Source organism: Enterococcus sp. FDAARGOS_375 (assembly GCF_002393265.1).
In the GTDB taxonomy this organism is placed as follows: Bacteria; Bacillota; Bacilli; order Lactobacillales; family Enterococcaceae; genus Enterococcus_D; species Enterococcus_D innesii.
The window spans coordinates 746,463-766,320 of record NZ_CP023515.1 but is presented as its reverse complement, the minus strand read 5'-3'; the positions used below and the strand labels follow the sequence as shown (position 1 = coordinate 766,320).

Sequence of the window (19,858 nt, the reverse complement as noted above, 5' to 3'; positions counted from 1 at the left end):
AGTTGAGACCATTCATGAAGGTACAAGAAGAAATACTCGCAACAATCAAAGCATTCGACCGAATCATTATCCATCGGCACCAACGCCCTGATCCAGATGCATTAGGATCACAAGTGGGTTTGGCAGAAATTTTACGAGCTAGTTTTCCCGAAAAAGAAATCTATCAAGTCGGCGGACCCGTTGAAGGATTGGATTACTTGGCGCTGATGCAGACGATCCCTGATGATTTGTATAAAGGGGCACTAGTGATCGTTACAGATACGGCCAATGCACCACGGGTCAGTGACCAACGCTATGATCAAGGGGCGAAATTGATCAAAATCGATCATCACCCTAATGATGAGCCTTACGGAGAGCTGGTCTGGGTCAATACGAATGCCAGCAGCTGTAGTGAGATGATCGTTTCGTTTTGGCAAATGTTTCAAAACGAGCTGACGATGACGCAAGAAGCGGCTCGTCTACTGTATGCGGGCATTGTTGGTGATACTGGACGGTTTTTATATCCGGCAACGACAGCGACAACCCTGCGCTTAGCGGCTGAACTATTGGATTACGGCTTTGATGCAGCGAAGATCAATCGGCAATTGGATCAAGTCTCTCGCAGTGTTGCCCGCCTTTCAGGGTATGTCTACGAAAACATCGAAATCGATGAGATTGGTGCTGGCAAAGTGATCCTATCACAAGAATTGCAGCAGCGTTTTGGCGTAGTGGATTCGGAAACCTCAGCAGTCGTTTCCTTACCAGGGAAAATCGATGAGGTGCTGGCTTGGGCGATCTTTGTCGAACAACCAGAAGGCTATTATCGGGTGCGGATGCGTTCGAAAGGTCCAGTGATCAATGAGATCGCCAAACGTCATCATGGCGGCGGACATCCCCTTGCCAGTGGAGCAAATGCAAAAGACCTTGAAGAAGTTGCAGTGATCTATCAAGAGATCCAAGCAGCGATCAAAGAATTTCAAGCAGAATAAACACTTTTACAAGCACATTTGCCAATAGAAAAAGGGCGTGTCAAAAGCTTTCGGCACGCCCTTTTTTAGACAAAACGCAGCGCAGGCTCATCACTGAACCGGCACTGCGTTTTTTGCTTATATTTGAGAAAAGCACGGCTTAACCCCGTAGATCATCTAAAAATTCGGTTTTGCTTTTCGTTTTCTCGTCTTTCATTTTGATGACTTTGGCTGGTGAGCCAGCAACGACTGCTCCAGCAGGGACATCTTCAGTCACCACAGAACCAGCAGCGACGACTGCACCTTCGCCAACACGGACACCTTCAAGGACGACGGCATTTGCACCGATCAAAACATTGTCTTCTATGATGACTGGGCTTGCTGAAGGTGGCTCAAGAACGCCAGCCAAGACAGCACCAGCACCAATATGGGCTTTTTTCCCAACGGTTGCCCGGGCGCCTAAAATCGCACCCATGTCGATCATGGTTTCTTCACCAACGACGGCACCAATGTTGATCACTGCCCCCATCATGATAACGGCATTTTTTTCAATGATGGCTTGGTCGCGGATAAAGGCACCTGGTTCGATACGGGCATCGACTTTCGTCAAGTCCAACAAAGGGATCGCTGAGTTGCGGCGATCATTTTCCAGATAGTGATCGGTGATTTTGTCTTGGTGCGCGGTTAAAAACTCAGCTACTTTTTGACTGTCACCAACCACGAAATAGAAGGTGCCGTTACCAAACAATTGGATGCCATCTGCTTGGACGTCGCCAAGATCTCCATTGATATAGACTTTTACAGGTGTTTGTTTATTTGCTTCTTTGATATATTTTGCTAATTGATAAGGATCGGAAAATTGTAATTCTGTCATGAGAGACCACCTTTACTTGTCGATTAGATTTTGCATGGAATAAAAACCGGCTGGTTGATCGGCTAAAAATTCCGCTGCTTTTAGCGCACCATTGGCGAAGATTTCGCGGGAGAGCGCAGTGTGTTTTAATTCAATGATTTCATCCTGCCCAGCATAGATGACAATGTGTTCCCCAGGGATCGTTCCGCCGCGAACGGCATGGATGCCCATCTGCTTGCGGTCATTTACTAGATCACTGCCTTCACGCCCGTAGAGATACTCTTTTTTTGTTTCGCAGCTGTCATTGATACTATCTGCCAACAGCAAAGCTGTACCGCTTGGTGCATCAAGTTTTTGATTATGATGCTTTTCGATGATCTCAATGTCAAAGTCAGCTTCTAATGCGGGGGTGATACTTTGCAGTGCTTTGATCAGTACATTGATCCCCAACGACATATTGGCAGAATAGAAAACCGGAATCACTTTAGCAGCTAACGGCAGCATCATCTGCGTGTCTTCCGTCAAACCAGTTGTAGCAACCACGATTGGCAGCTGTTGTTCGACACAATAGTTCAACAAGGCAGGCACATTGCTATAATGAGAAAAATCAATCACCAAATCGATTGGCTGCGTGATTTTTTCTGGACGATCATAGATTGGAAAAGGACCATCTAATTGCTCGGTACGATCCAAGCCGGCGGCCACTTCTAACTGAGGGTGCTTTGCGATCAGGCTTTGCAACACTTTGCCCATGCGACCGTTTGCACCGCTTAATAAAATCTGTTTCACCAAAAACTCCTCCTTACAGCAATCCGTAATTGGTCATTTCTTCTTCTAAATGAACGAGAGTCGCATCTTCTGGGACACCCAAAGGCAAACGATAATGCAATTCGCATTTGCCTAGCAAGGAGACCGCTGCTTTGATCGGCACAGGATTTACTTCACTGAAAATCGCATCGATCAACGGTTTTTGTCGCAATTGCTCTTTAATGGCTGCTTTTACATCACCATTTAAGAAATCAGCAACGAGTTGTGCCGTTTGTTTCGGTGCAATATTGCCGATCGTTGAAATCACGCCAGAGCCACCTAAAGCTAGAATTGGGGTTACTTGATCGTCATTTCCTGAATAGATCGCAAAGTCATCATCCGCAAGACGAGCGATTTCTGCGATTTGCGAAATGTCACCGCTGGCCTCTTTGATGCCTTTGATATTAGGTATTTTTTTTAGTTCTGCCACGGCTTCAGGTGTTAAATTTAAGCCGGTTCTTGAGCTGACGGAGTATAAGATCACTGGCAGCTCAACGCTTTGAGAGATTGCTTCATAGTGAGCGACTAAACTTTTCTTGGTCGCTTTGTTGTAGTAAGGTGTTACAACCAATAATGCGTCAGCACCAACGCGTTGTGCTTCTTTTGAAAGATGGATCCCATGTTGGGTGTTGTTGGAGCCTGTTCCGCCGATGACGGGGATTCGACCAGCAACTTGTTTTACCACCGCTTCGATCACCGCGATATGTTCTTCATCGTCTAACGTGGATGCTTCACCGGTCGTACCGCATGCAATGATTGCATTCGTTCCTTGCTGCACATGCCACTCCGCTAACTCCTTCAGCTTATCGAAATCCACCGAACCATCTTGAAGCATAGGGGTGATCAACGCAACGCCAGAACCTTTGAATATTGTCAAACTACGACACATCCTTTCAACCAATTTATTTTTCGTTACTCTACGTATAAGTGTACCAAAACGAGGGGTAAAATTTTCAATAAAAATCGAAACATTTCGACAATTTATACTATAGATTATTCGAATTATATACTATAATATTAAACAATATCAATGAAAAACTGAATATTCGCTGGTTTTTATGGATATTTTTAAAAGGAATGAATAGAAAGGTGTTTTAACATGCAAGTATCGCAAGCAGTCAAAGAATTAACCGAAGACGTGGTTCGTTTTCGTCGTGAATTACATACAATCCCTGAATTAGGGTTAACTGAGTACAAAACAAAGGAATACTTGCTGCGTCAGCTGCAATCCTTTGGAATCAAAGAAATCTATCCAGTGATTGAAACCGGCTTGATTGCGGTCTTTCGCAGCGATCGCCCAGGAAAGACACTGGCCTTTCGAACGGATATCGATGCACTACCGATCAAAGAAGAGACCGGTGTTTCTTTTGTTTCCAAACATGAAGGGAAAATGCATGCCTGCGGTCATGACGGCCATATGGCAACGATGCTAGGGTTTGCCAAATACTTAGCGACGCATCCTGAAGTGATTCGTGGAACGATCGTTTTGATTTTCCAACCAGCCGAGGAAAGCCCCGGTGGCGCTCAATTGATGATCGATGAAGGCATCTTACGAGATTTTGGCGTGGAAAAAATCGTGGGGCTACATGTCTTCCCAGACTTTCCCGAAGGAGTCATTGCGAGTCGGAAAGGTCCGATGATGGCCCGTAACGGCGAGATCAATCTAACGATCAACGGCACGAGTGCCCATGGTGCCCAGCCTCATCAAGGACATGATGCCATTTTAGCTGCGGCTGCGATCATTCAAGGATTGCATTCGATCATTTCACGCAATATCAGCCCGCTTTCTGCTGGGGTCATCACTTTTGGGAAGATCCATGGGGGAGATGCGGAAAATATCATTCCCGGCAAGGTCGTTTTAAAAGGAACGATGCGGGCGTTTGAAGATGAAGTCTATGAAACGATGACACGCAGAATCACCACTGTCGCACAAGAAATCGCCAAAGGATATGATTGCACGGCGGATGTCGAATTCGAGCATCTTTATCGTGTCGTGGACAATGATCCTGAGATGGTGGAAGTATTGGAAAAAGTGGTCGGAGAGAGCTACCGAGAAACACCGCCATATATGTTGGCAGAGGATTTTTCGATGTACCAAAAGGAAATCCCCGGCGTCTTTTTCTTTGTCGGTACCCGAAATGAAGAAAAAGGTTATGTCCACCCTTTACACAGCAGCAAAATGAATTTTGACGAAAAAAATCTATTGCAAGGCATCGAATGCTACGTTCGTTTGATCGAGGCGTTGAACGAGCCGACAGACAAGGAGTAAAGCGATGGCAAAAGAAATCAAGAACAATCACTTATACATTGACGGTTGCGATACCGTTGAGCTGGCAAAAACCTTTGGAACTCCCCTTTACGTGTATTCCGTTTCGGAGATTCGCGAAGAATGCCAAAAGATTCAGGCGCAGTTTTTGACGCGCTACAGCAAGACACGGGCAGCATATGCCGCTAAAGCTTTCTGTACCACAGCGATGCTGCAAGTGATCAAGTCAGAAGGACTTTCATTAGACGTGGTTAGCGGTGGAGAGCTGTATACAGCGATCCAAGCTGATTTTCCAGCAGAACACATCGAGTTTAACGGCAATAACAAATCCATTGAAGAATTAGCAGCCGCCCTTGATTATGGCGTAGGACGGATCATCGTTGATGGCATTCAAGAAGTCGGCTTGATCCGCGCGTTATGTCAAGAAAAGCAAGTCGTTGCTAAAATTTTGTTGCGCATCACACCCGAGGTTTCGGTCAGCACCCATCAATTTATCTCGACCGGACAAAAAGATTCAAAATTCGGGATTCCTTTAGATGAAGAAATCTTATTTCCGTTAGTGGAAGAAGTGATTCAAGCACCTGAATTGGATTTCTATGGCCTGCATTTTCATGTCGGCAGTCAATTGTCGGACAATCGCTCACATCTAGCGGCAGTTGATGCGGCTTTGGCCCTTGTCCAAACTATTCATGAACGTTTTGATTATTGGATCAAAGAACTAAATGTTGGCGGCGGCTTTGGCGTTCGATACACAGATGCAGATATTCGCCAACCCTACAGCTACTTTTTAGATCCTGTGATGGAAAAAATCGACGCCTTTTATGCGCAGCACCAGAGCGAACGTCCGACCATCGTTATTGAACCTGGGCGCAGTATCGTCGCAGAAGCAGGCATTAGTTTGCACACCATCGGCAGTATCAAGACATTGCCGGGAATCAGAACATACGCCAGCATTGACGGTGGCATGACAGACAATATTCGTCCTGGTCTTTATCAAGCAACTTATACTGGGATCTTAGCCAACCGCGCTTCCGAAGCAGCGACACAGAAGATCACCATTTCTGGTAAAGCTTGTGAGAGCACAGACATCTTAGTAAAAGATCTTGCATTACCGCCCGTTGAAACTGGGGATCTGTTTGCTACGTTCGCAACAGGAGCTTACGGCTATTCGATGGCCAGCAGCTACAATAATTTACAGATACCCGCAGTCGTTTTTGTAGAAAACGGCCAAGCGGAATTAGCCGTTAAACGCCAGTCCTACGAGCAAATGCTGCAAAATGAAGTGGTTCCTTCGTTTCTAAAAGAGGGAACTTCCAGCAAGTAAAATTTTGAAAAGCAGGTGACAACATGACGATTCCTTATACAAAAATGCAAGGTGCAGGAAATGATTTTATCGTAATCGATAACCGCACATTGAAATTCTCCCGTGAACAACTGTCGCAATTTGCTGCTCAAGTTTGCCATCGGAAATTTTCTGTCGGCGCGGATGCAGTCATGGCAGTGGATTTCCCCACAGGAACCGCTGATTTTCGGATGCGGTTTTACAATGCTGATGGGACGGAAGCAGAAATGTGCGGCAACGGCGCTCGCTGTATTGCCCGTTATGCCTTTGAGAAGGGAATTGCTGGCGAGCAGATGACCATCGAAACAGTTGCTGGCGATGTCCCTGCATGGCGCTTGTCGGCAAAACACTACAAAGTAACCTTGAATCCACCGACCGTGACTACATTTGATCAAGCGTACCCGAATCCAACGGTTTCTTTCGTGGACTATGTGGAACTGGGTGATCCAGGAATCCCTCATGCGGTGGTTCACTATCCTGGTCTGGCAGAAACTGAGTTGGAACAGCTGGCTGAACTTGCCAAAGAGATACGCTATTGGGAGGTTTTCCCCAAAGGGGCCAATGTCAATTTCTATGAAGAAGACGAGAAGGGTGAGCTGATCGTTCGCACATATGAACGAGGGGTAGAAGGTTTTACCTATGCGTGCGGCACAGGATCTGGTGCCACTGCGTATGTCGTGACCAAACGTCACCAGCAAGCGGCAGCGAATGTCTTGCTGCACGTGTTAGGTGGCGAGTTAACGGTCGAAGTTGATGTCGATCAGGGCGCATTAGAATTGATCGGCGATGCGGTTATGGTCTCTGAAGGCTTGATTCTAGATGAGAATTTGGCTCTGTAAACACTGTGAAAATTATTGCAAAAAGATGATATTTTCGTGAAAAAAAGAATTGACATTCATTTGAGGCTATCGTATAGTTAAACACAAATTAAAAAACACGCGATGATAAGAAGAGTAAGTCAGTTTCGATTGGATCAGAGAGCTCGGATTGGTGAGAAAGAGCACAGCCGTTTGACTGAAGATGGACTTGGAGCGTTTGGACGTGAGCAAAAGCAAGCGTGCAGCGGGATTGCCCGATACAGCAAAGCAGTTAATAAACTGATAAGGTTGGCTGGTTCAGCCAATAAATTAAAGGTGGTACCACGAACAAGGTTGTTTCGTCCTTTCTCTATGATGGAGAAAGGACGTTTTTTTATTATAAAAAGGGGGAACAAAGAAATGAAACAGTTGAAAAAGGGAATCGTTGGATTAGTTGCTGCTGTCTTAATTACATTGGCAGCTTGTGGCAATACTAGCAGCACAGAGGATACGCAGTCTGGTGAAAACAGTGTAAATGCAGTGGAAGAAAAAGTCGTTGGAGTAGCGCCGGGACCATACGGGGACATGGTGACAGAGGTGATCTCTCCATTACTGGAAGAAAAAGGGTATCAACTCACGACCAAAGTGTTTAATGATTATATTCAGCCGAACAATGCCTTGGCGAATGGCCAAATCGATGCCAATTTGTTTCAACATACGGCTTATCTAGAAAAATTTTCGGCAGATAACCAGTTATCCCTTACGGCATTACAAAAAGTGCCCACACTGGGAATGGGCATCTATTCGAAGCAACTGTCCGGCTTGGATGAGTTAGCAGACGGGGCGACTGTTTCGATTGCCAATGATGCCTCAAATTTAGCTCGGACCTTGCAACTGTTAGCTGCCAATGAGTTGATCACCATCGCAGACAATATCGACGAAACGAAAGCAACAGTGAATGACATCGAAGAAAATCCGAAGAATCTGACTTTTAAAGAATTAGACGCAGCTCAATTGGCTCGTTCGTTAGATACCGTCGATTTAGCTTTAGTACCAGGAAACTTCGCTTGGGCGGCTTCTCTTGATCCTGCAGATGCTTTGGCGTTGGAGTCATTGAAAGAAGAATATAAAAATGTCTTTGTGGTGTCCTCCGAAGAAGAAGACAGTGATTTTGCTAAGGCAGTTACGGAAGTATTAGAAAGTGACGCATTTAAAGAAGCGATTGCCGAATCACCGTTCAGCAACTTTGATCAACCGAAATTTTGGACTGAGTAAGAAGGGGATCCTATGGCAAAAATAGAAGTGAAACAAGTATCAGTGGCCTTCACTCATAAAAAAGAAATCAAAAAAGCAGTGGATTCCGTTGATTTTTCCGTTCAAGCTGGAGAAGTATATGGGATCGTCGGATTGAGCGGGGCCGGGAAAAGTACTTTGGTTCGTACGTTGAATCTACTGCAGGTGCCATCTAGTGGTCAAATTCTGATTGATGGTCAAGACATCACGCAAGCTAAAGGCAAACACTTGCGTGAAGTACGACAAAAAATCGGGATGATCTTTCAGCATTTCAATCTGATCCATAATCGAACCATCAAGGAAAATTTAGCCTTTGCTTTGCGTGCTGGACATTATCCGCAAGAAAAGCAAGAAGCGAGGATCAAGGAACTGTTGGAAATGGTGGATCTGCCTCACAAAATTCACGAGTATCCGAATAATTTGTCTGGGGGAGAAAAGCAACGGATCGGTATTGCGCGAGCGATTGCCAACGAACCTGAGATTTTGTTGTGTGACGAAGCTACAAGTGCGTTAGATGTTGAAACGACTGAAGAAATTTTGAAATTATTGATCCGAATCAAGGAACAGACAGGCATCACCATCGTCTTTATCACCCATGAATTGGATGTTGCCCGAAAGTTTTTTGATCGGGTGGCAGTTATGGAAAAGGGGCGGATCGTTGAAGAACAAACGACCTACGGCTTGTTCAGTCAGCCTAAACAGCCTATTACGAAAAAACTGGTAGGTCGCTACTTGGATCTGACGCTTCCCGAGGAGATTCTAGCATCCTTCACGGAAGGCGACTTGCTGGAATTGCGCTATCAAGGGGAGTATACGTTAGAACCGCTGATTTCGACTGTAGCCAAAGCCTATGATGTGTCGATCAATATTATCCACGGAAAAATTGAGTATATCAAAAAAGATGTGATCGGTATTTTGTATATCTATTTGACCGGACCCGCCGAAGAAACAGCAAAAGCCCGAGCACACCTAGCTGCGAACGTCTTTTCTCTAAGAAAGATAGGTGAAGAAAATGGCTGATACGCTTGAGATTTTAAAAACAAACCTGCCTCAAGCACTATGGGAAACATTCTTCATGGTGGGAACTTCAGCAATTATAGGAGTAGTTTTCGGCTTATTGATTGGATTAGTCCTGTTTTTAGTCGGCAGTAAACTTTTTCATAAAAATGTTTTCTTGCATCATCTGGCCGATTTTGTCGTCAATGCAATCCGTTCGCTACCATTTTTGATCTTATTGATTACGTTGATTCCGTTATCAGCGATGCTGATCGGTGATCCTTATACCCCAGCGGGTGGTGCGATTGCTTTATCGATTGCCGCGATTCCTTTTTACGCCCGAATCGCTGAATCCGCATTTGCCGAAATCGACTATGGCGTCCTTGAAGCTAGTGTCGCTTCCGGAGCATCGACGGGGCAAATTATTCGCGAAGTGATTTTACCAGAAAGCTTGCCAGCCTTGATTCGCGGATTTGTGTTAACTTTGATCAGTCTTTTAGGCTACTCGGCGATGGTGGGAACGATTGGCGCAGGCGGCATTGGCGATTTAGCGATTCAGTATGGTTATTATCGCTATGAAACGGCGATTTTGATTGTGGTGATTCTCTTGTTGATCCTTTTGGTACAACTCATCCAGTGGATCGGCGATGCTTGTGCAAATTATTTCTCGAAATAAAAATGAATTCTGTGTAGTTCCTTTTCGGATACACGTGAATTATCGCTTCTGTTATTACTCTACAGAAGCGTTTTTTTGCTTATCGGTCACTGATTTTTGGTTGCGCCACTAGTGGTTTTTCGGTATGCTGATGGTGAGTTGTTTTTTACAGCGAAAATTATATTTTAAAGGAGCAACATTATGACTCAAATTCCTAACTGTCCCAATTGCCAATCTGAATACGCTTATGAAGATCGCGGGCTGTTTGTTTGTCCTGAATGCGGAAACGAATGGCAAGAGCAACAAGCGGCGGAAGAAGCACCCGTATACAAAGATGCCAATGGCAATATTTTAGTAGATGGTGATACAGTGACAGTCATCAAAGACTTGAAAGTCAAAGGCGCATCTGGCGCCATCAAACAAGGAACGAAAGTGAAAAACATCAAATTAGTCGAAGGCGACCACAACATTGATTGCAAGATCGATGGCTTCGGCGCGATGAAACTAAAATCAGAATTTGTAAAAAAAGGTTAAAAACAAAATCTTCCAGTCATCTTCATAATTTTTTCACCACTTTAATGGTAAAATAAGGTCAAAGATTAAAAGGGGGAATTTTATCGTGTATGGTATGGGCGGATACGGGTTCGGCTTTTTTTATGACCCGACTTTCATTCTCGTAATTATCGGTATGGTGATATCGCTAGCAGCGTCAGCGTACGTCAAAAGTACCTTTAACAAATATGACAAAGTCAGAAGTAAAAATAATATTACCGGCACAAAAGCGGCGCAGTACATCTTGCAGAGCCAAGGAATCAATAATGTTGGTGTGCAAGCGATCGCTGGTGATTTGACGGATAATTACAATTCTGGCAACAAAATGCTGAGTTTATCACAATCCACCGCACAATCAACTTCGGTAGCAGCAATCGGTGTTGCAGCCCATGAGTGTGGTCACGCAGTCCAAGATGCCAAAGGTTATTTTCCTTTGCGTTTGCGTCATGCGATCGTGCCGATCGCCAATATCGGAACTAGCATCTCGATCCCGTTGATTTTGATCGGGGTACTGTTACGAGGCTCGTTTCTGATCAACTTAGGTTTGTTGGCTTTCTCATTGGCATTTATTTTCCAATTAGTGACCTTGCCAGTCGAGTTCGATGCCTCAAAACGGGCGATCCGTATTTTGGCAGATGGTGGCTTGTTAACAGAAGAGGAAGTGCCACAAGCGAGAAGAGTGCTCTTTGCCGCAGCGTTGACCTATGTCGCAGCTGCCGTAGCAACCTTATTGCAGCTCTTACGTTTGATTATTTTATTCGGTAATAACAACCGTCGGAATTAATCGACAGTATGACAGAAAAAAGACCAGCTCAGGCATCCTGAACTGGTCTTTTTTCGTTATTCTACTATTAAGTAAATGTAATAGACGTTTTCAACGCTTTTTAAATTTTCTTCGGACAAGTTATTTTCCATCACATCATATAATTTTAGGTCGCCACCTTGTGCAATATAAATCAAAGGAATCTCAACATTTTTTTGGATTTCTAGGTGATCTTCTTCAATGTGGTAGATTGCTCCCCCGGGAAGATCATTGTCTTCTCCAAGAGAAATATACTGAAATGCCGTAAGATCTGTAGTTGTTTCTGATGCTCCGCCATTGGAAGATAAGTTTACGAGCAGCTTTTTTTCCCCTTTAGAAATACCAATTGTTAAATAACCGTTATAATTGCTTTTGGTATCTGTCATTAAGGAAGCAATCAGCTTGTGGGTTGTTTTCTCGCCTTTTTGATAGTGATCAAAATAAACCGTCATCGCTCGAGCTTGGGTATTAAATTTTAGCTGTGAGCCAAAATCAAATAATAATCTGGAAAGATCCATTTGATTTTCGACTTGAACTAGATGATTATCTGGAACACCCGCTATTTTTTCTCCTCGAAAAGGACCGTAATTGTAATAGTTTAAATAAAGCCCCCCTGGTAGACCAATCAATACTATCAAAGACAGTACAGCAATAACAATTGTCCTATGTGTGTTTTTTAGCCGAGCTTTTTTCACGATTTTTTTAAATTCTTGATCTTTAATAGTCATGATTCTTTTCCTCCATTCGTTTTTTCAGTTGTTTTCTTCCTCGGTATAATGCTGTTTTGATGCTATCTTCCGGGCGATTCAGTAAAAAGCTTATTTCTTTTAAACTCAAATTTTCTGCGTACTTCATGATCAAAAGGGTGGAGGTAGAAACGGGTAATTCTTGAAGTGTCTCATAAAGATCATCATCAGTTTCTTGCCAGTTGATACCAGAAGCAGTCACTGGCAAATACTGCCTGACGATTTCTCGCCGTCGCTTTGTTTGTTTATACAACGTAAAGTAACCATTGATCCCCACACGAAACAACCACGGACGAATCGCTTCTGCGGTTAAGACCGAATCGATTTCAAGGATTTTAACAACTGCTTCTTGAGCAATATCTTCGGCATCCTGTTGAGAAGCGCCGAGGGACTGCAGGTAATGAACCAAGTCATTCGTTAACTTCAGTAAATAATGTTCGTAAGCATTCAAACGCATTTTTCTCCCTCCTTAACAATACAACAACTGAAAATAAAAAAAGTGAACATCTTTCAACTGAAAAAATCGAAAAAAATCGATAAAATGTTAAATTAATCGATTGAGTTGTGCTTATTTTCTCAAAGAACAAAAAGAATGACAATGATTGGTTGGAGAAAATCTAGAAATTTTTAGCAGAATGAGTAAGAACTAAACGAAAATGAAAAAAACTGCAGTGAAATGACACGTGTCTTCATGTCATTTCACTGCAGTTTTTTATAAAAGGAGATATGCATCTCAGTTGTTTTTAATAGAATCGCTTAAGAATTAATGGATATGACAGATAGGCACTCTGTCCAAAAATCAGTAAAATCTTTGATGGTTCCATCTTTATTTAGCTGTGCCTGTTCAAATACTGATTTATTCTTACCGAATGGATCAATTGCGATAATTGTTCCAATCCCAGCACGCTTGGCAGCAAGCAAACCTGAATAAGCATCTTCGATAACAAGACAATCTGCAGGAGCTAAGCCCAATTTGCCAGCCGCTTTAAGAAAAATATCCGGTTGCGGTTTTCCAGGAAAAGAGCCATCGTCATAGACGATCTTATCCCAATCAAACCAGCGAGCTAAATCGAAAGTATCAAAATAAAAAGCAACATTCTCTTTAACAGTAGCGGTGGCAATCGTTAATGGAATCTGCTGGTCAGTCAGCTGATCAAGAGTCGCTTCAAGCCCCTTTGTCAATTGGAGATCGTTCTTATTTTGCAAGCAAAGCATACGATAATAGCTTTCTTTTTCTTCTGACAATACGGCGATCTCAGAGGCGGTCAAATGTTCTGAAATGAAATGTTTTAAAATCTCCGTATTCGTTCGACCATGGATATTTTTTAAAATATCCTCATCTGATAAACCATTTTTTGTATGATCATGAATCATGTGCAGCCAAGCAGTTTCATGCAGATGAGAGTCCAAAAACATAGTTCCGTTGAAATCAAAAATAATCCCTTTCATAGTTACGCTCCTATAGTGGTATTTTCGGTTGAATCAGCAATTTGCAGATCGACATATTGTGCATAGTGCTCTTGCAGCTCAGGTGATATTTGACGATCCGTAATGAGTAGGTCGAAGTCATGCAAATTATAAAATACATAAAAATCATCTCGGTTGAACTTTTTGTTATCAACGAGCAGATATTTCTTACGGGAATTATTTAATGCGATCTGTTGTGCTTCTCCTTCTTCTGTACTATAAGTAGAAATGGCTTCGTTGTGTACACCGTTTGAACTGATAAATGCTTTCGTAAACTTTAATCTTCTTAAATTGTCGTTAGTGATCGGTCCAACAAATGCACCGGTATTTTTACGGAAATCACCGCCAATTAGCAAAATTTCTGGTCCATCTGCTTGCGCAAGAATATCAAAAACTGGGTAATTATTAGTAATGATTCGGATTTTCTTGTTGAGTAAATGAGTCGCCAAAAGTTCGATTGTTGTACCAGGCCCTAAGAAAATCGTTTCACCTTCTTGAATCAAGGAGGCTGCTGCGGCAGCAATTTCTTTTTTTTCTTGAATCTGCAAAGTGGCTTTTTCGGTGTGAGAAAGTTCTTGATCTAAAGTGTAGGAAAGACTTTGCGCCCCTCCATGGACACGTAGCAGCTTGCCCGATTTTTCTAATTCATCTAAATCTCTGCGAACGGTCATATCAGAAACATCTAATTGATTGATGATTTCATTAACGGTAAGGATTCCTTTTTTATTGACCATTTCTACGATAGTAAACAATCTTTCTTTTTTCAGCATCGTCTTCACCTCTAATTTAAGGATAATCTACCATATAATCGGATAACAGTCAATCTGTTTCAAACAAAAACAAACAATTATTTGCGTGATACATGTTTATTTCAATGGGTTTTATCATTTTTTTTCGAATTTTGTGATTATTTATGTTTGTTTTTGTTGACAAATGTTTTGGATACGATTACAATTCAATCAGTTAGAAAGTGTGGAAACTGATTATAGATTTGAGGAGAGATGTACATGCTTAAATTACCAGAAGATTTTATTTTTGGTGGAGCCACAGCAGCCTATCAGGTTGAAGGAGCCACTAAGGAAGGCGGCAAAGGCGCTGTTGCTTGGGATGATTTTTTAGAGGAACAGGGTAGATTCAGTCCCGATCCGGCAAGTGATTTTTATCATCAATATGCAAAGGATATTGAATTGTGTGAACGATTTGGTGTGAATGGGCTAAGATTATCCATTGCATGGAGTCGAATTTTTCCTGATGGTGATGGGGAACCGAACCCAGAAGGAATCGCTTTTTATCATCGTGTGTTCGAAGAATGTGCGAAAAGAAACGTAACGCCGTTTGTGACATTGCATCATTTTGATACCCCTAAACGTTTGTTTGACCAGGGAGATTTTTTGAATCGAGAAACAATAGAAGCATTCGTTTCCTATGCCATTTTTTGTTTTCATGAATTCAAAGAAGTGAAAGTGTGGAGTACCTTTAATGAAATCTATCCTGTTGCGACCAATCAATATTTGTTAGGCGTTTTCCCGCCAGGAATCAAATATGATTTTACAAAAATCATCGCCTGTCTTCATAGTATGATGGTTGCCCATGCACGTGTAGTGAACTATTTCAAAGAAAACGAACTTCCAGGCGAAATCGGTGTCGTTCACTCATTGGAGACGAAATATGCGGCAACAGATGCTCCAGAAGATAAGCATGCAGCCTTTTTAGACGATGCATTGTCGATCCGCTTCTTATTAGATGCTACTTATTTAGGCTATTATTCAACTGAAACCTTGACTGCTCTTGATGAGATATGTGAAGCAAATCAGGCCAGCTATCATTTTCCTGAAGAAGATTTTGTCGAATTGAAAAAAGCCTCCACGCGTAATGACTATTTAGGGATCAATCACTACCAATGCCATTTTGTCAAAGCTTACGATGGAGAAAACGCGATCCATCATAATGGCACGGGTGAAAAAGGGACCTCTGTTTATAAAGTGAAGGGGATCGGAGAACGCATTTATAAAGAAGGAATTCCTCGAACAGATTGGGACTGGCTGATTTATCCAGAAGGGCTTTATGACTTGTTGTTGCGAATTAAAAGCGATTACCCGCATTACAACAAAATCTATATCACTGAAAACGGCATGGGGTATAAAGACCAGTTTGAAGATGGCATCATTATGGATCAGCCGAGAATCGACTATTTGAGAGTCTATTTGGAATCCTTAAGCAAGGCGATAACAGCTGGGGTAAATGTGAAGGGATATTTTTTGTGGTCGCTTATGGATCTTTTCTCATGGACAAATGGGTATAACAAAAGGTATGGCTTGTTTTATGTTGATTTTGAAACCCAGAAGCGTTACCCGAAAGAGTCAGCATACTGGTACAAATTAGTTAGTGAAACCAAAACGATTATTTAATAAGTAATAATGGGGGAAGAAAAGATGAATAAAGAGGAATTACAAATGCTTGGTTTTGAGATCGTTGCTTATTCAGGGGACGCTCGCAGTACATTATTGAAATTATTGAAAGAAGTAAGACAAGGGAACTTTGAGCATGTTGATTCAGCACTGAAAGAAGCCGACGAAAATTTAACCCTTGCACACAATTCGCAAACGAAAATTTTAGCGGAAGAAGCATCGGGAAAAGAGATGGAGATGGGATTCATTTTTATCCATGGACAGGACCATTTAATGACCACTTTGTTGCTGAGAGATCTGATTCAAGACTTTATTGCACTGTACAAGCAGAATCAAGGATAGGAGAAGAACGCTATGGATGGAATCATTAAACAAATCGAAAAAGGGAAACCGTTCTTTGAAAAAATCTCACGCAATAGTTATCTGGGAGCCGTTCGTGACGGATTTTTAACAGCGATGCCGGCTATTTTATTCTCAAGCATATTCATTTTGATTGCTGCGGTTCCTGAGATTTTTGGTTACCAATGGCCTGAAGCTGTCTCCACTTGGTTGTGGAAAGTCTATAATTATTCGATGGGGGTTGTAGGGTTACTTGTTTCAGCAACCACTGCTCGCTGCTTGGCTGATTCGATGAATCGCCGCTTACCGGAAAACAAAGTAATCAACACGACTTCTGTGATGCTGGCTTCTGTGGTAAGTTTCCTGTTGTTAAGCGTCTCTCCGATCGAAGGCGGATTTTCAACGGAATACATGGGGACAAAGGGGCTATTGGCGTCCTTTGTCGCTGCATTTTTAACAGTTAATTTATATAAGTTTTGTGTGCTGAAAGATATTACCATTAAGATGCCTAAAGAAGTTCCTGGTACGATTTCGCAAACCTTCCGAGATATTTTTCCTTTCTCTTTTTCAGTATTTGCGGCCGTTTTAATTGATTTAGGTATTCGGCAAATTTTCCAAATCTCATTTGCAGAAGCAATCATTACTGTGCTGCAGCCATTATTCACAGCAGCCGACGGTTATTTAGGAATTGCTATTATCTGGGGAGCGATGGCGCTATTTTGGTTTGTCGGTGTTCACGGACCGTCGATCGTGGAACCAGCAATTGCAGCAATTATCTATGCCAATGTGGAAACCAATCTGCAATTGTTCAATTCCGGTGAGCAAGCTTCAAAAGTACTGACAGTCGGTTTAGGAAATTTTGTAGGAACTATGGGAGGAACTGGGGCCACATTGGTCGTTCCTTTTATCTTCTTACTCTTTGCTAAGTCTAAACAATTGAAGGCAGTCGGGAAAGCTTCCTTTATTCCAGTAAGTTTTGCTGTCAATGAACCATTGTTGTTTGCAGCACCCATGATTTTGAATCCTTATTTTTTCATTCCGTTTTTGTTAACACCAGTTGTAAACGTTTGCTTATTTAAGTTTTTTGTCGATGTGCTAGGCATGAACAGTTTTATGTACGTTTTACCTTGGGCAACTCCGGCACCGATCGGTTTGGTTCTAGGAACGGGCATGGGGGTGTTAGCCTTTGTTTTAGCAGCGGTTCTAATCGTCGTTGACTTCCTAATCTATCTACCATTTTGTAAAGCATACGATGCTGTTTTAGTAGAGCAAGAAGCACAAAAAGCGGAAGTGATCGCAACCGAAGAAGGCGCTTCTGCTGCTATACGTGAGGAAGTACCTGTGGCAGCGAGACAAATTATCAGCGATACAAATAAAGAAATCAATGTGTTGGTGCTTTGTGCTGGAGCAGGGACAAGTGCGATGTTAGCTAATGCTTTAAAAGAAGGCGCATCTGAATCGAAAGCACCGATCAGTGCAATGGCGGGTGCTTATGGTTCTCATTACGAAATGCTGCAGGATTTTGATATGGTGGTCTTAGCACCGCAAGTCAATTCTTATTATGATGATATCAAAGAAGATACCGATCGCTTAGGAATCAAGCTGGTTGCGACAAAAGGAGCAGAATATATCGGATTAACGAGAGATCCTGAAAAAGCCGTTCAATTTATTCTGAACCAATTTCAATAAAGGAGGAGCAAATGAATGAAAAAGGGAGCTTGGTTGCGTAAAGTCGCTTTATTTGCAGCTGTGATAGGGACTTTGGGGGCTGTTTCAAAAACAGTTGAAGCATCTGCCAGCGAGTTTATTCGCGGAGCAGATATTTCAATCTTGTCAGATATGGAAAAATCTGGTGCAAAATATTATGAAGATGGTATTTCAAAAGATGCCTTAGAGATTCTAAAAAATAATGGTGTCAACTATGTTCGACTGCGTTTGTGGCAGGATCCTTATAATAGTAACGGAGAAAGTTATGGGGCAGGGACAAATGATCTGGAAACGACGATTGCCCTTGCAAAACGAGCAAAAAGTCTTGGACTCAACGTGTTGCTAGATTTCCATTACAGTGATTTTTGGGTTGATCCTGGGAAACAGAATGTTCCTAAAGCGTGGCAAGATCTGACCTTTGAAGAAATGAATACGGCATTGTATGACTATACAAAGAACGTTCTGTCGGAAATGAAGCAGCTAGACGTTTATCCTGATATGGTTCAGATCGGCAATGAACTGAATAGTGGCATGCTCTGGCCTTATGGCAAGTCTTGGGGAGAAGACGGGGGAGAGTTTGATCGATTAGCTACTTTTTTGAAGTCTGGTGTCCAAGCTGTTCGAGACACTCAACCTAAAACAACTCCAGTAATGCTCCACTTAGCTGATGGTGGCGATACAGGAGCATTTACTTGGTGGTTTGATGAAATCACCAGTCGGGGTGTGTCATTTGATTTAATTGGAGTATCGTATTATCCGTATTGGCACGGTTCAATGAATGAACTTCAAACCAATATGAATACGATCAGTCAACGGTATGGCAAAGAAGTGATCGTAGTTGAAACAGCTTATGGGCATACAACAGCGAATGCAGATACTATGCCAAATGCCTTTGGCGAAGCCGAAGCAGCGGCGGGGGGATATGAACCAACACCGTCAGGACAAGCAGAGTATTTGCTGGATCTAGCCGATCGTATTCAAGCGGTGCCGAATGATCGCGGGGCGGGCTTCTTTTATTGGGAACCTCTTTGGTACAACGGAAACGTGAGTTGGGCAACACAAGCAGGTATGAATTATCTCGGTGTTCAATCTACTATGGGAAACGAATGGGACAACCAGGCGATGTTTGATTTTGCTGGAAACGCCTTGCCAAGCTTGCGTGCGTTTAAACAAGCAGGGGCGCAAACAAATCTGGTTAAAAATGCAAGTTTCGAGAGCGATGGACCAACGACCAGTCCTTCCGATTGGCAAACGTGGTTTCAACAAGGAACAGCTGAAGGTACGATCAAAACGGAAGCTGGGACTTTTTTTGGAGACTACAAATTAACTTTTTGGCAGGACCAAGCTTACGAGGCATCAGCTTATCAAAATGTTAGTGGCATCAGCGATGGAACTTACACATTGAGTGCCTACGTAATGTCTGGGGGAGAGTTTGATACCAATCAGTTATATATCAAAAATTATGGTGGAGCGGAACTAAATACTGCGGTTGATAAAACAAGTGAATGGACAAAAATTACAATCAAAGACATTCCAATTACAACAGGTGTTTGTGAAATCGGGGTTTACAGCAAGGCATCAGCAAATGCTTGGACGAACGTTGATTTTGTTTCATTGGTGAAACAATAATTTAAGGATTGCTGCGATTGATCCTCAGAGCTTCCTTTTAACCGCATCACTAGCGTAGAAGGCAGGAATCGAACCTGCACCTCGTCTTTGCCAAAAATAACCAGAAATACGTTCCGATCATTTTTACCAAAACGAGTAAAGCGCCAGACTTCATCTACACTTTGTATTATGCCAAAGAGAGTTCAACGATTTCGTAAGAAGCAATGAAAAATTTGCAAAAAGTTGTGCAGAAAACATGAAGGTTGTTTAAGA

General features: G+C 42.6%; 20 protein-coding genes and 1 other annotated feature. Of the genes, 13 read left to right on the top strand and 7 right to left on the bottom strand.

Annotated elements, in window-relative coordinates:
* The first annotated feature begins 14 nt into the window (after positions 1–14).
* The gene (locus CO692_RS04600; RefSeq protein WP_096741676.1) at positions 15–968 is read left to right on the top strand and encodes a DHH family phosphoesterase; all 954 of its coding nucleotides are present in this window, start codon (positions 15–17) and stop codon (positions 966–968) included.
* A 139-nt stretch (positions 969–1,107) separates the two neighbouring features.
* On the opposite strand, the gene dapD is transcribed toward CO692_RS04600, so the two are convergent.
* From dapD to dapA, 3 genes are read right to left on the bottom strand one after another with little or no spacing between them, the layout of a single operon-like run.
* Positions 1,108–1,821, bottom strand: coding sequence for a 2,3,4,5-tetrahydropyridine-2,6-dicarboxylate N-acetyltransferase (dapD, locus tag CO692_RS04595; RefSeq protein ID WP_005233952.1), 714 nt, complete (start codon positions 1,819–1,821; stop codon positions 1,108–1,110).
* A 12-nt stretch (positions 1,822–1,833) separates the two neighbouring features.
* Entirely contained in the window at positions 1,834–2,589 is a 756-nt protein-coding gene (gene dapB / locus CO692_RS04590; RefSeq protein WP_005233953.1) for a 4-hydroxy-tetrahydrodipicolinate reductase, read from the bottom strand.
* Between the two features lie 13 nt (positions 2,590–2,602).
* Positions 2,603–3,484 (bottom strand): 4-hydroxy-tetrahydrodipicolinate synthase, encoded by an 882-nt coding sequence (gene dapA / locus CO692_RS04585; RefSeq protein ID WP_096741675.1) that lies wholly within the window; start codon positions 3,482–3,484, stop codon positions 2,603–2,605.
* A gap of 222 nt (positions 3,485–3,706) precedes the next feature.
* On the opposite strand from dapA, the gene CO692_RS04580 reads away from it, so the two are divergent.
* The 8 genes from CO692_RS04580 to CO692_RS04545 all read left to right on the top strand — a co-directional run bounded on the left by CO692_RS04580 (position 3,707) and on the right by CO692_RS04545 (position 11,292).
* Positions 3,707–4,876: a M20 metallopeptidase family protein gene (locus CO692_RS04580; protein ID WP_096741674.1), complete on the top strand. Its 1,170-nt coding sequence runs from the start codon at positions 3,707–3,709 to the stop codon at positions 4,874–4,876.
* Positions 4,877–4,880: 4 nt separating this feature from the next.
* A complete protein-coding gene (gene lysA / locus CO692_RS04575; protein WP_086291711.1) occupies positions 4,881–6,197 on the top strand; it encodes a diaminopimelate decarboxylase in 1,317 nt (438 codons plus the stop codon).
* Positions 6,198–6,220: 23 nt separating this feature from the next.
* A complete protein-coding gene (dapF, locus tag CO692_RS04570) occupies positions 6,221–7,054 on the top strand; it encodes a diaminopimelate epimerase (RefSeq protein ID WP_077452097.1) in 834 nt (277 codons plus the stop codon).
* 93 nt (positions 7,055–7,147) lie between these two features.
* Positions 7,148–7,382: a binding site (T-box leader), on the top strand.
* 50 nt (positions 7,383–7,432) lie between these two features.
* Positions 7,433–8,287 (top strand): MetQ/NlpA family ABC transporter substrate-binding protein, encoded by an 855-nt coding sequence (locus CO692_RS04565; protein WP_086291712.1) that lies wholly within the window; start codon positions 7,433–7,435, stop codon positions 8,285–8,287.
* Between the two features lie 12 nt (positions 8,288–8,299).
* Positions 8,300–9,325, top strand: a complete 1,026-nt coding sequence (locus tag CO692_RS04560; protein WP_096741673.1) for a methionine ABC transporter ATP-binding protein — start codon at positions 8,300–8,302, stop codon at positions 9,323–9,325.
* Positions 9,318–9,977 (top strand): methionine ABC transporter permease, encoded by a 660-nt coding sequence (locus CO692_RS04555; protein WP_081117871.1) that lies wholly within the window; start codon positions 9,318–9,320, stop codon positions 9,975–9,977. The genes CO692_RS04560 and CO692_RS04555 overlap by 8 nt, the downstream gene beginning before the upstream one ends.
* Positions 9,978–10,157: 180 nt before the next feature.
* Positions 10,158–10,490: a zinc ribbon domain-containing protein YjdM gene (locus CO692_RS04550; RefSeq protein WP_005228268.1), complete on the top strand. Its 333-nt coding sequence runs from the start codon at positions 10,158–10,160 to the stop codon at positions 10,488–10,490.
* Positions 10,491–10,584: 94 nt separating this feature from the next.
* The gene (locus CO692_RS04545; protein ID WP_016612795.1) at positions 10,585–11,292 is read left to right on the top strand and encodes a zinc metallopeptidase; all 708 of its coding nucleotides are present in this window, start codon (positions 10,585–10,587) and stop codon (positions 11,290–11,292) included.
* Between the two features lie 56 nt (positions 11,293–11,348).
* On the opposite strand, the gene CO692_RS04540 is transcribed toward CO692_RS04545, so the two are convergent.
* From CO692_RS04540 to CO692_RS04525, 4 genes are all read right to left on the bottom strand, one after another.
* Positions 11,349–12,038 (bottom strand): hypothetical protein, encoded by a 690-nt coding sequence (locus tag CO692_RS04540; protein ID WP_096741671.1) that lies wholly within the window; start codon positions 12,036–12,038, stop codon positions 11,349–11,351.
* Positions 12,028–12,513, bottom strand: a complete 486-nt coding sequence (locus CO692_RS04535; protein ID WP_096741670.1) for an RNA polymerase sigma factor — start codon at positions 12,511–12,513, stop codon at positions 12,028–12,030. Before CO692_RS04535 ends, CO692_RS04540 begins: the two co-directional genes overlap by 11 nt.
* Positions 12,514–12,812: 299 nt before the next feature.
* Positions 12,813–13,505 (bottom strand): HAD family hydrolase, encoded by a 693-nt coding sequence (locus CO692_RS04530; RefSeq protein ID WP_096741669.1) that lies wholly within the window; start codon positions 13,503–13,505, stop codon positions 12,813–12,815.
* A gap of 2 nt (positions 13,506–13,507) precedes the next feature.
* A complete protein-coding gene (locus tag CO692_RS04525) occupies positions 13,508–14,293 on the bottom strand; it encodes a DeoR/GlpR family DNA-binding transcription regulator (RefSeq protein ID WP_005228279.1) in 786 nt (261 codons plus the stop codon).
* Between the two features lie 237 nt (positions 14,294–14,530).
* On the opposite strand from CO692_RS04525, the gene lacG reads away from it, so the two are divergent.
* Genes lacG through CO692_RS04505 form a run of 4 tightly spaced genes read left to right on the top strand, consistent with a single transcriptional unit; the run spans position 14,531 to position 19,606 of the window.
* Complete coding sequence (gene lacG / locus CO692_RS04520; RefSeq protein WP_096741668.1) at positions 14,531–15,931, top strand: 6-phospho-beta-galactosidase; 1,401 nt, start codon at positions 14,531–14,533, stop codon at positions 15,929–15,931.
* A gap of 24 nt (positions 15,932–15,955) precedes the next feature.
* Positions 15,956–16,273 (top strand): PTS lactose/cellobiose transporter subunit IIA, encoded by a 318-nt coding sequence (locus CO692_RS04515; RefSeq protein WP_010749967.1) that lies wholly within the window; start codon positions 15,956–15,958, stop codon positions 16,271–16,273.
* Positions 16,274–16,285: 12 nt separating this feature from the next.
* Positions 16,286–17,959: a PTS lactose transporter subunit IIBC gene (locus CO692_RS04510; protein ID WP_096741667.1), complete on the top strand. Its 1,674-nt coding sequence runs from the start codon at positions 16,286–16,288 to the stop codon at positions 17,957–17,959.
* 15 nt (positions 17,960–17,974) lie between these two features.
* Positions 17,975–19,606, top strand: coding sequence for an arabinogalactan endo-beta-1,4-galactanase (locus CO692_RS04505; RefSeq protein ID WP_096741666.1), 1,632 nt, complete (start codon positions 17,975–17,977; stop codon positions 19,604–19,606).
* Positions 19,607–19,858 lie beyond the last annotated feature (252 nt).

What these genes read in the sequence shown, in the direction of transcription:
- CO692_RS04600 (WP_096741676.1), top strand. Translation starts at nt 15, where the DNA reads ATGAAGGTACAAGAAGAAATACTCGCAACAATCAAAGCATTCGACCGA.
- dapD (WP_005233952.1), bottom strand. Translation starts at nt 1,821, where the DNA reads ATGACAGAATTACAATTTTCCGATCCTTATCAATTAGCAAAATATATC.
- CO692_RS04580 (WP_096741674.1), top strand. Translation starts at nt 3,707, where the DNA reads ATGCAAGTATCGCAAGCAGTCAAAGAATTAACCGAAGACGTGGTTCGT.
- lysA (WP_086291711.1), top strand. Translation starts at nt 4,881, where the DNA reads ATGGCAAAAGAAATCAAGAACAATCACTTATACATTGACGGTTGCGAT.
- dapF (WP_077452097.1), top strand. Translation starts at nt 6,221, where the DNA reads ATGACGATTCCTTATACAAAAATGCAAGGTGCAGGAAATGATTTTATC.
- CO692_RS04565 (WP_086291712.1), top strand. Translation starts at nt 7,433, where the DNA reads ATGAAACAGTTGAAAAAGGGAATCGTTGGATTAGTTGCTGCTGTCTTA.
- CO692_RS04560 (WP_096741673.1), top strand. Translation starts at nt 8,300, where the DNA reads ATGGCAAAAATAGAAGTGAAACAAGTATCAGTGGCCTTCACTCATAAA.
- CO692_RS04555 (WP_081117871.1), top strand. Translation starts at nt 9,318, where the DNA reads ATGGCTGATACGCTTGAGATTTTAAAAACAAACCTGCCTCAAGCACTA.
- CO692_RS04550 (WP_005228268.1), top strand. Translation starts at nt 10,158, where the DNA reads ATGACTCAAATTCCTAACTGTCCCAATTGCCAATCTGAATACGCTTAT.
- CO692_RS04545 (WP_016612795.1), top strand. Translation starts at nt 10,585, where the DNA reads ATGGGCGGATACGGGTTCGGCTTTTTTTATGACCCGACTTTCATTCTC.
- CO692_RS04540 (WP_096741671.1), bottom strand. Translation starts at nt 12,038, where the DNA reads ATGACTATTAAAGATCAAGAATTTAAAAAAATCGTGAAAAAAGCTCGG.
- CO692_RS04535 (WP_096741670.1), bottom strand. Translation starts at nt 12,513, where the DNA reads ATGCGTTTGAATGCTTACGAACATTATTTACTGAAGTTAACGAATGAC.
- CO692_RS04530 (WP_096741669.1), bottom strand. Translation starts at nt 13,505, where the DNA reads ATGAAAGGGATTATTTTTGATTTCAACGGAACTATGTTTTTGGACTCT.
- CO692_RS04525 (WP_005228279.1), bottom strand. Translation starts at nt 14,293, where the DNA reads ATGCTGAAAAAAGAAAGATTGTTTACTATCGTAGAAATGGTCAATAAA.
- lacG (WP_096741668.1), top strand. Translation starts at nt 14,531, where the DNA reads ATGCTTAAATTACCAGAAGATTTTATTTTTGGTGGAGCCACAGCAGCC.
- CO692_RS04515 (WP_010749967.1), top strand. Translation starts at nt 15,956, where the DNA reads ATGAATAAAGAGGAATTACAAATGCTTGGTTTTGAGATCGTTGCTTAT.
- CO692_RS04510 (WP_096741667.1), top strand. Translation starts at nt 16,286, where the DNA reads ATGGATGGAATCATTAAACAAATCGAAAAAGGGAAACCGTTCTTTGAA.
- CO692_RS04505 (WP_096741666.1), top strand. Translation starts at nt 17,975, where the DNA reads ATGAAAAAGGGAGCTTGGTTGCGTAAAGTCGCTTTATTTGCAGCTGTG.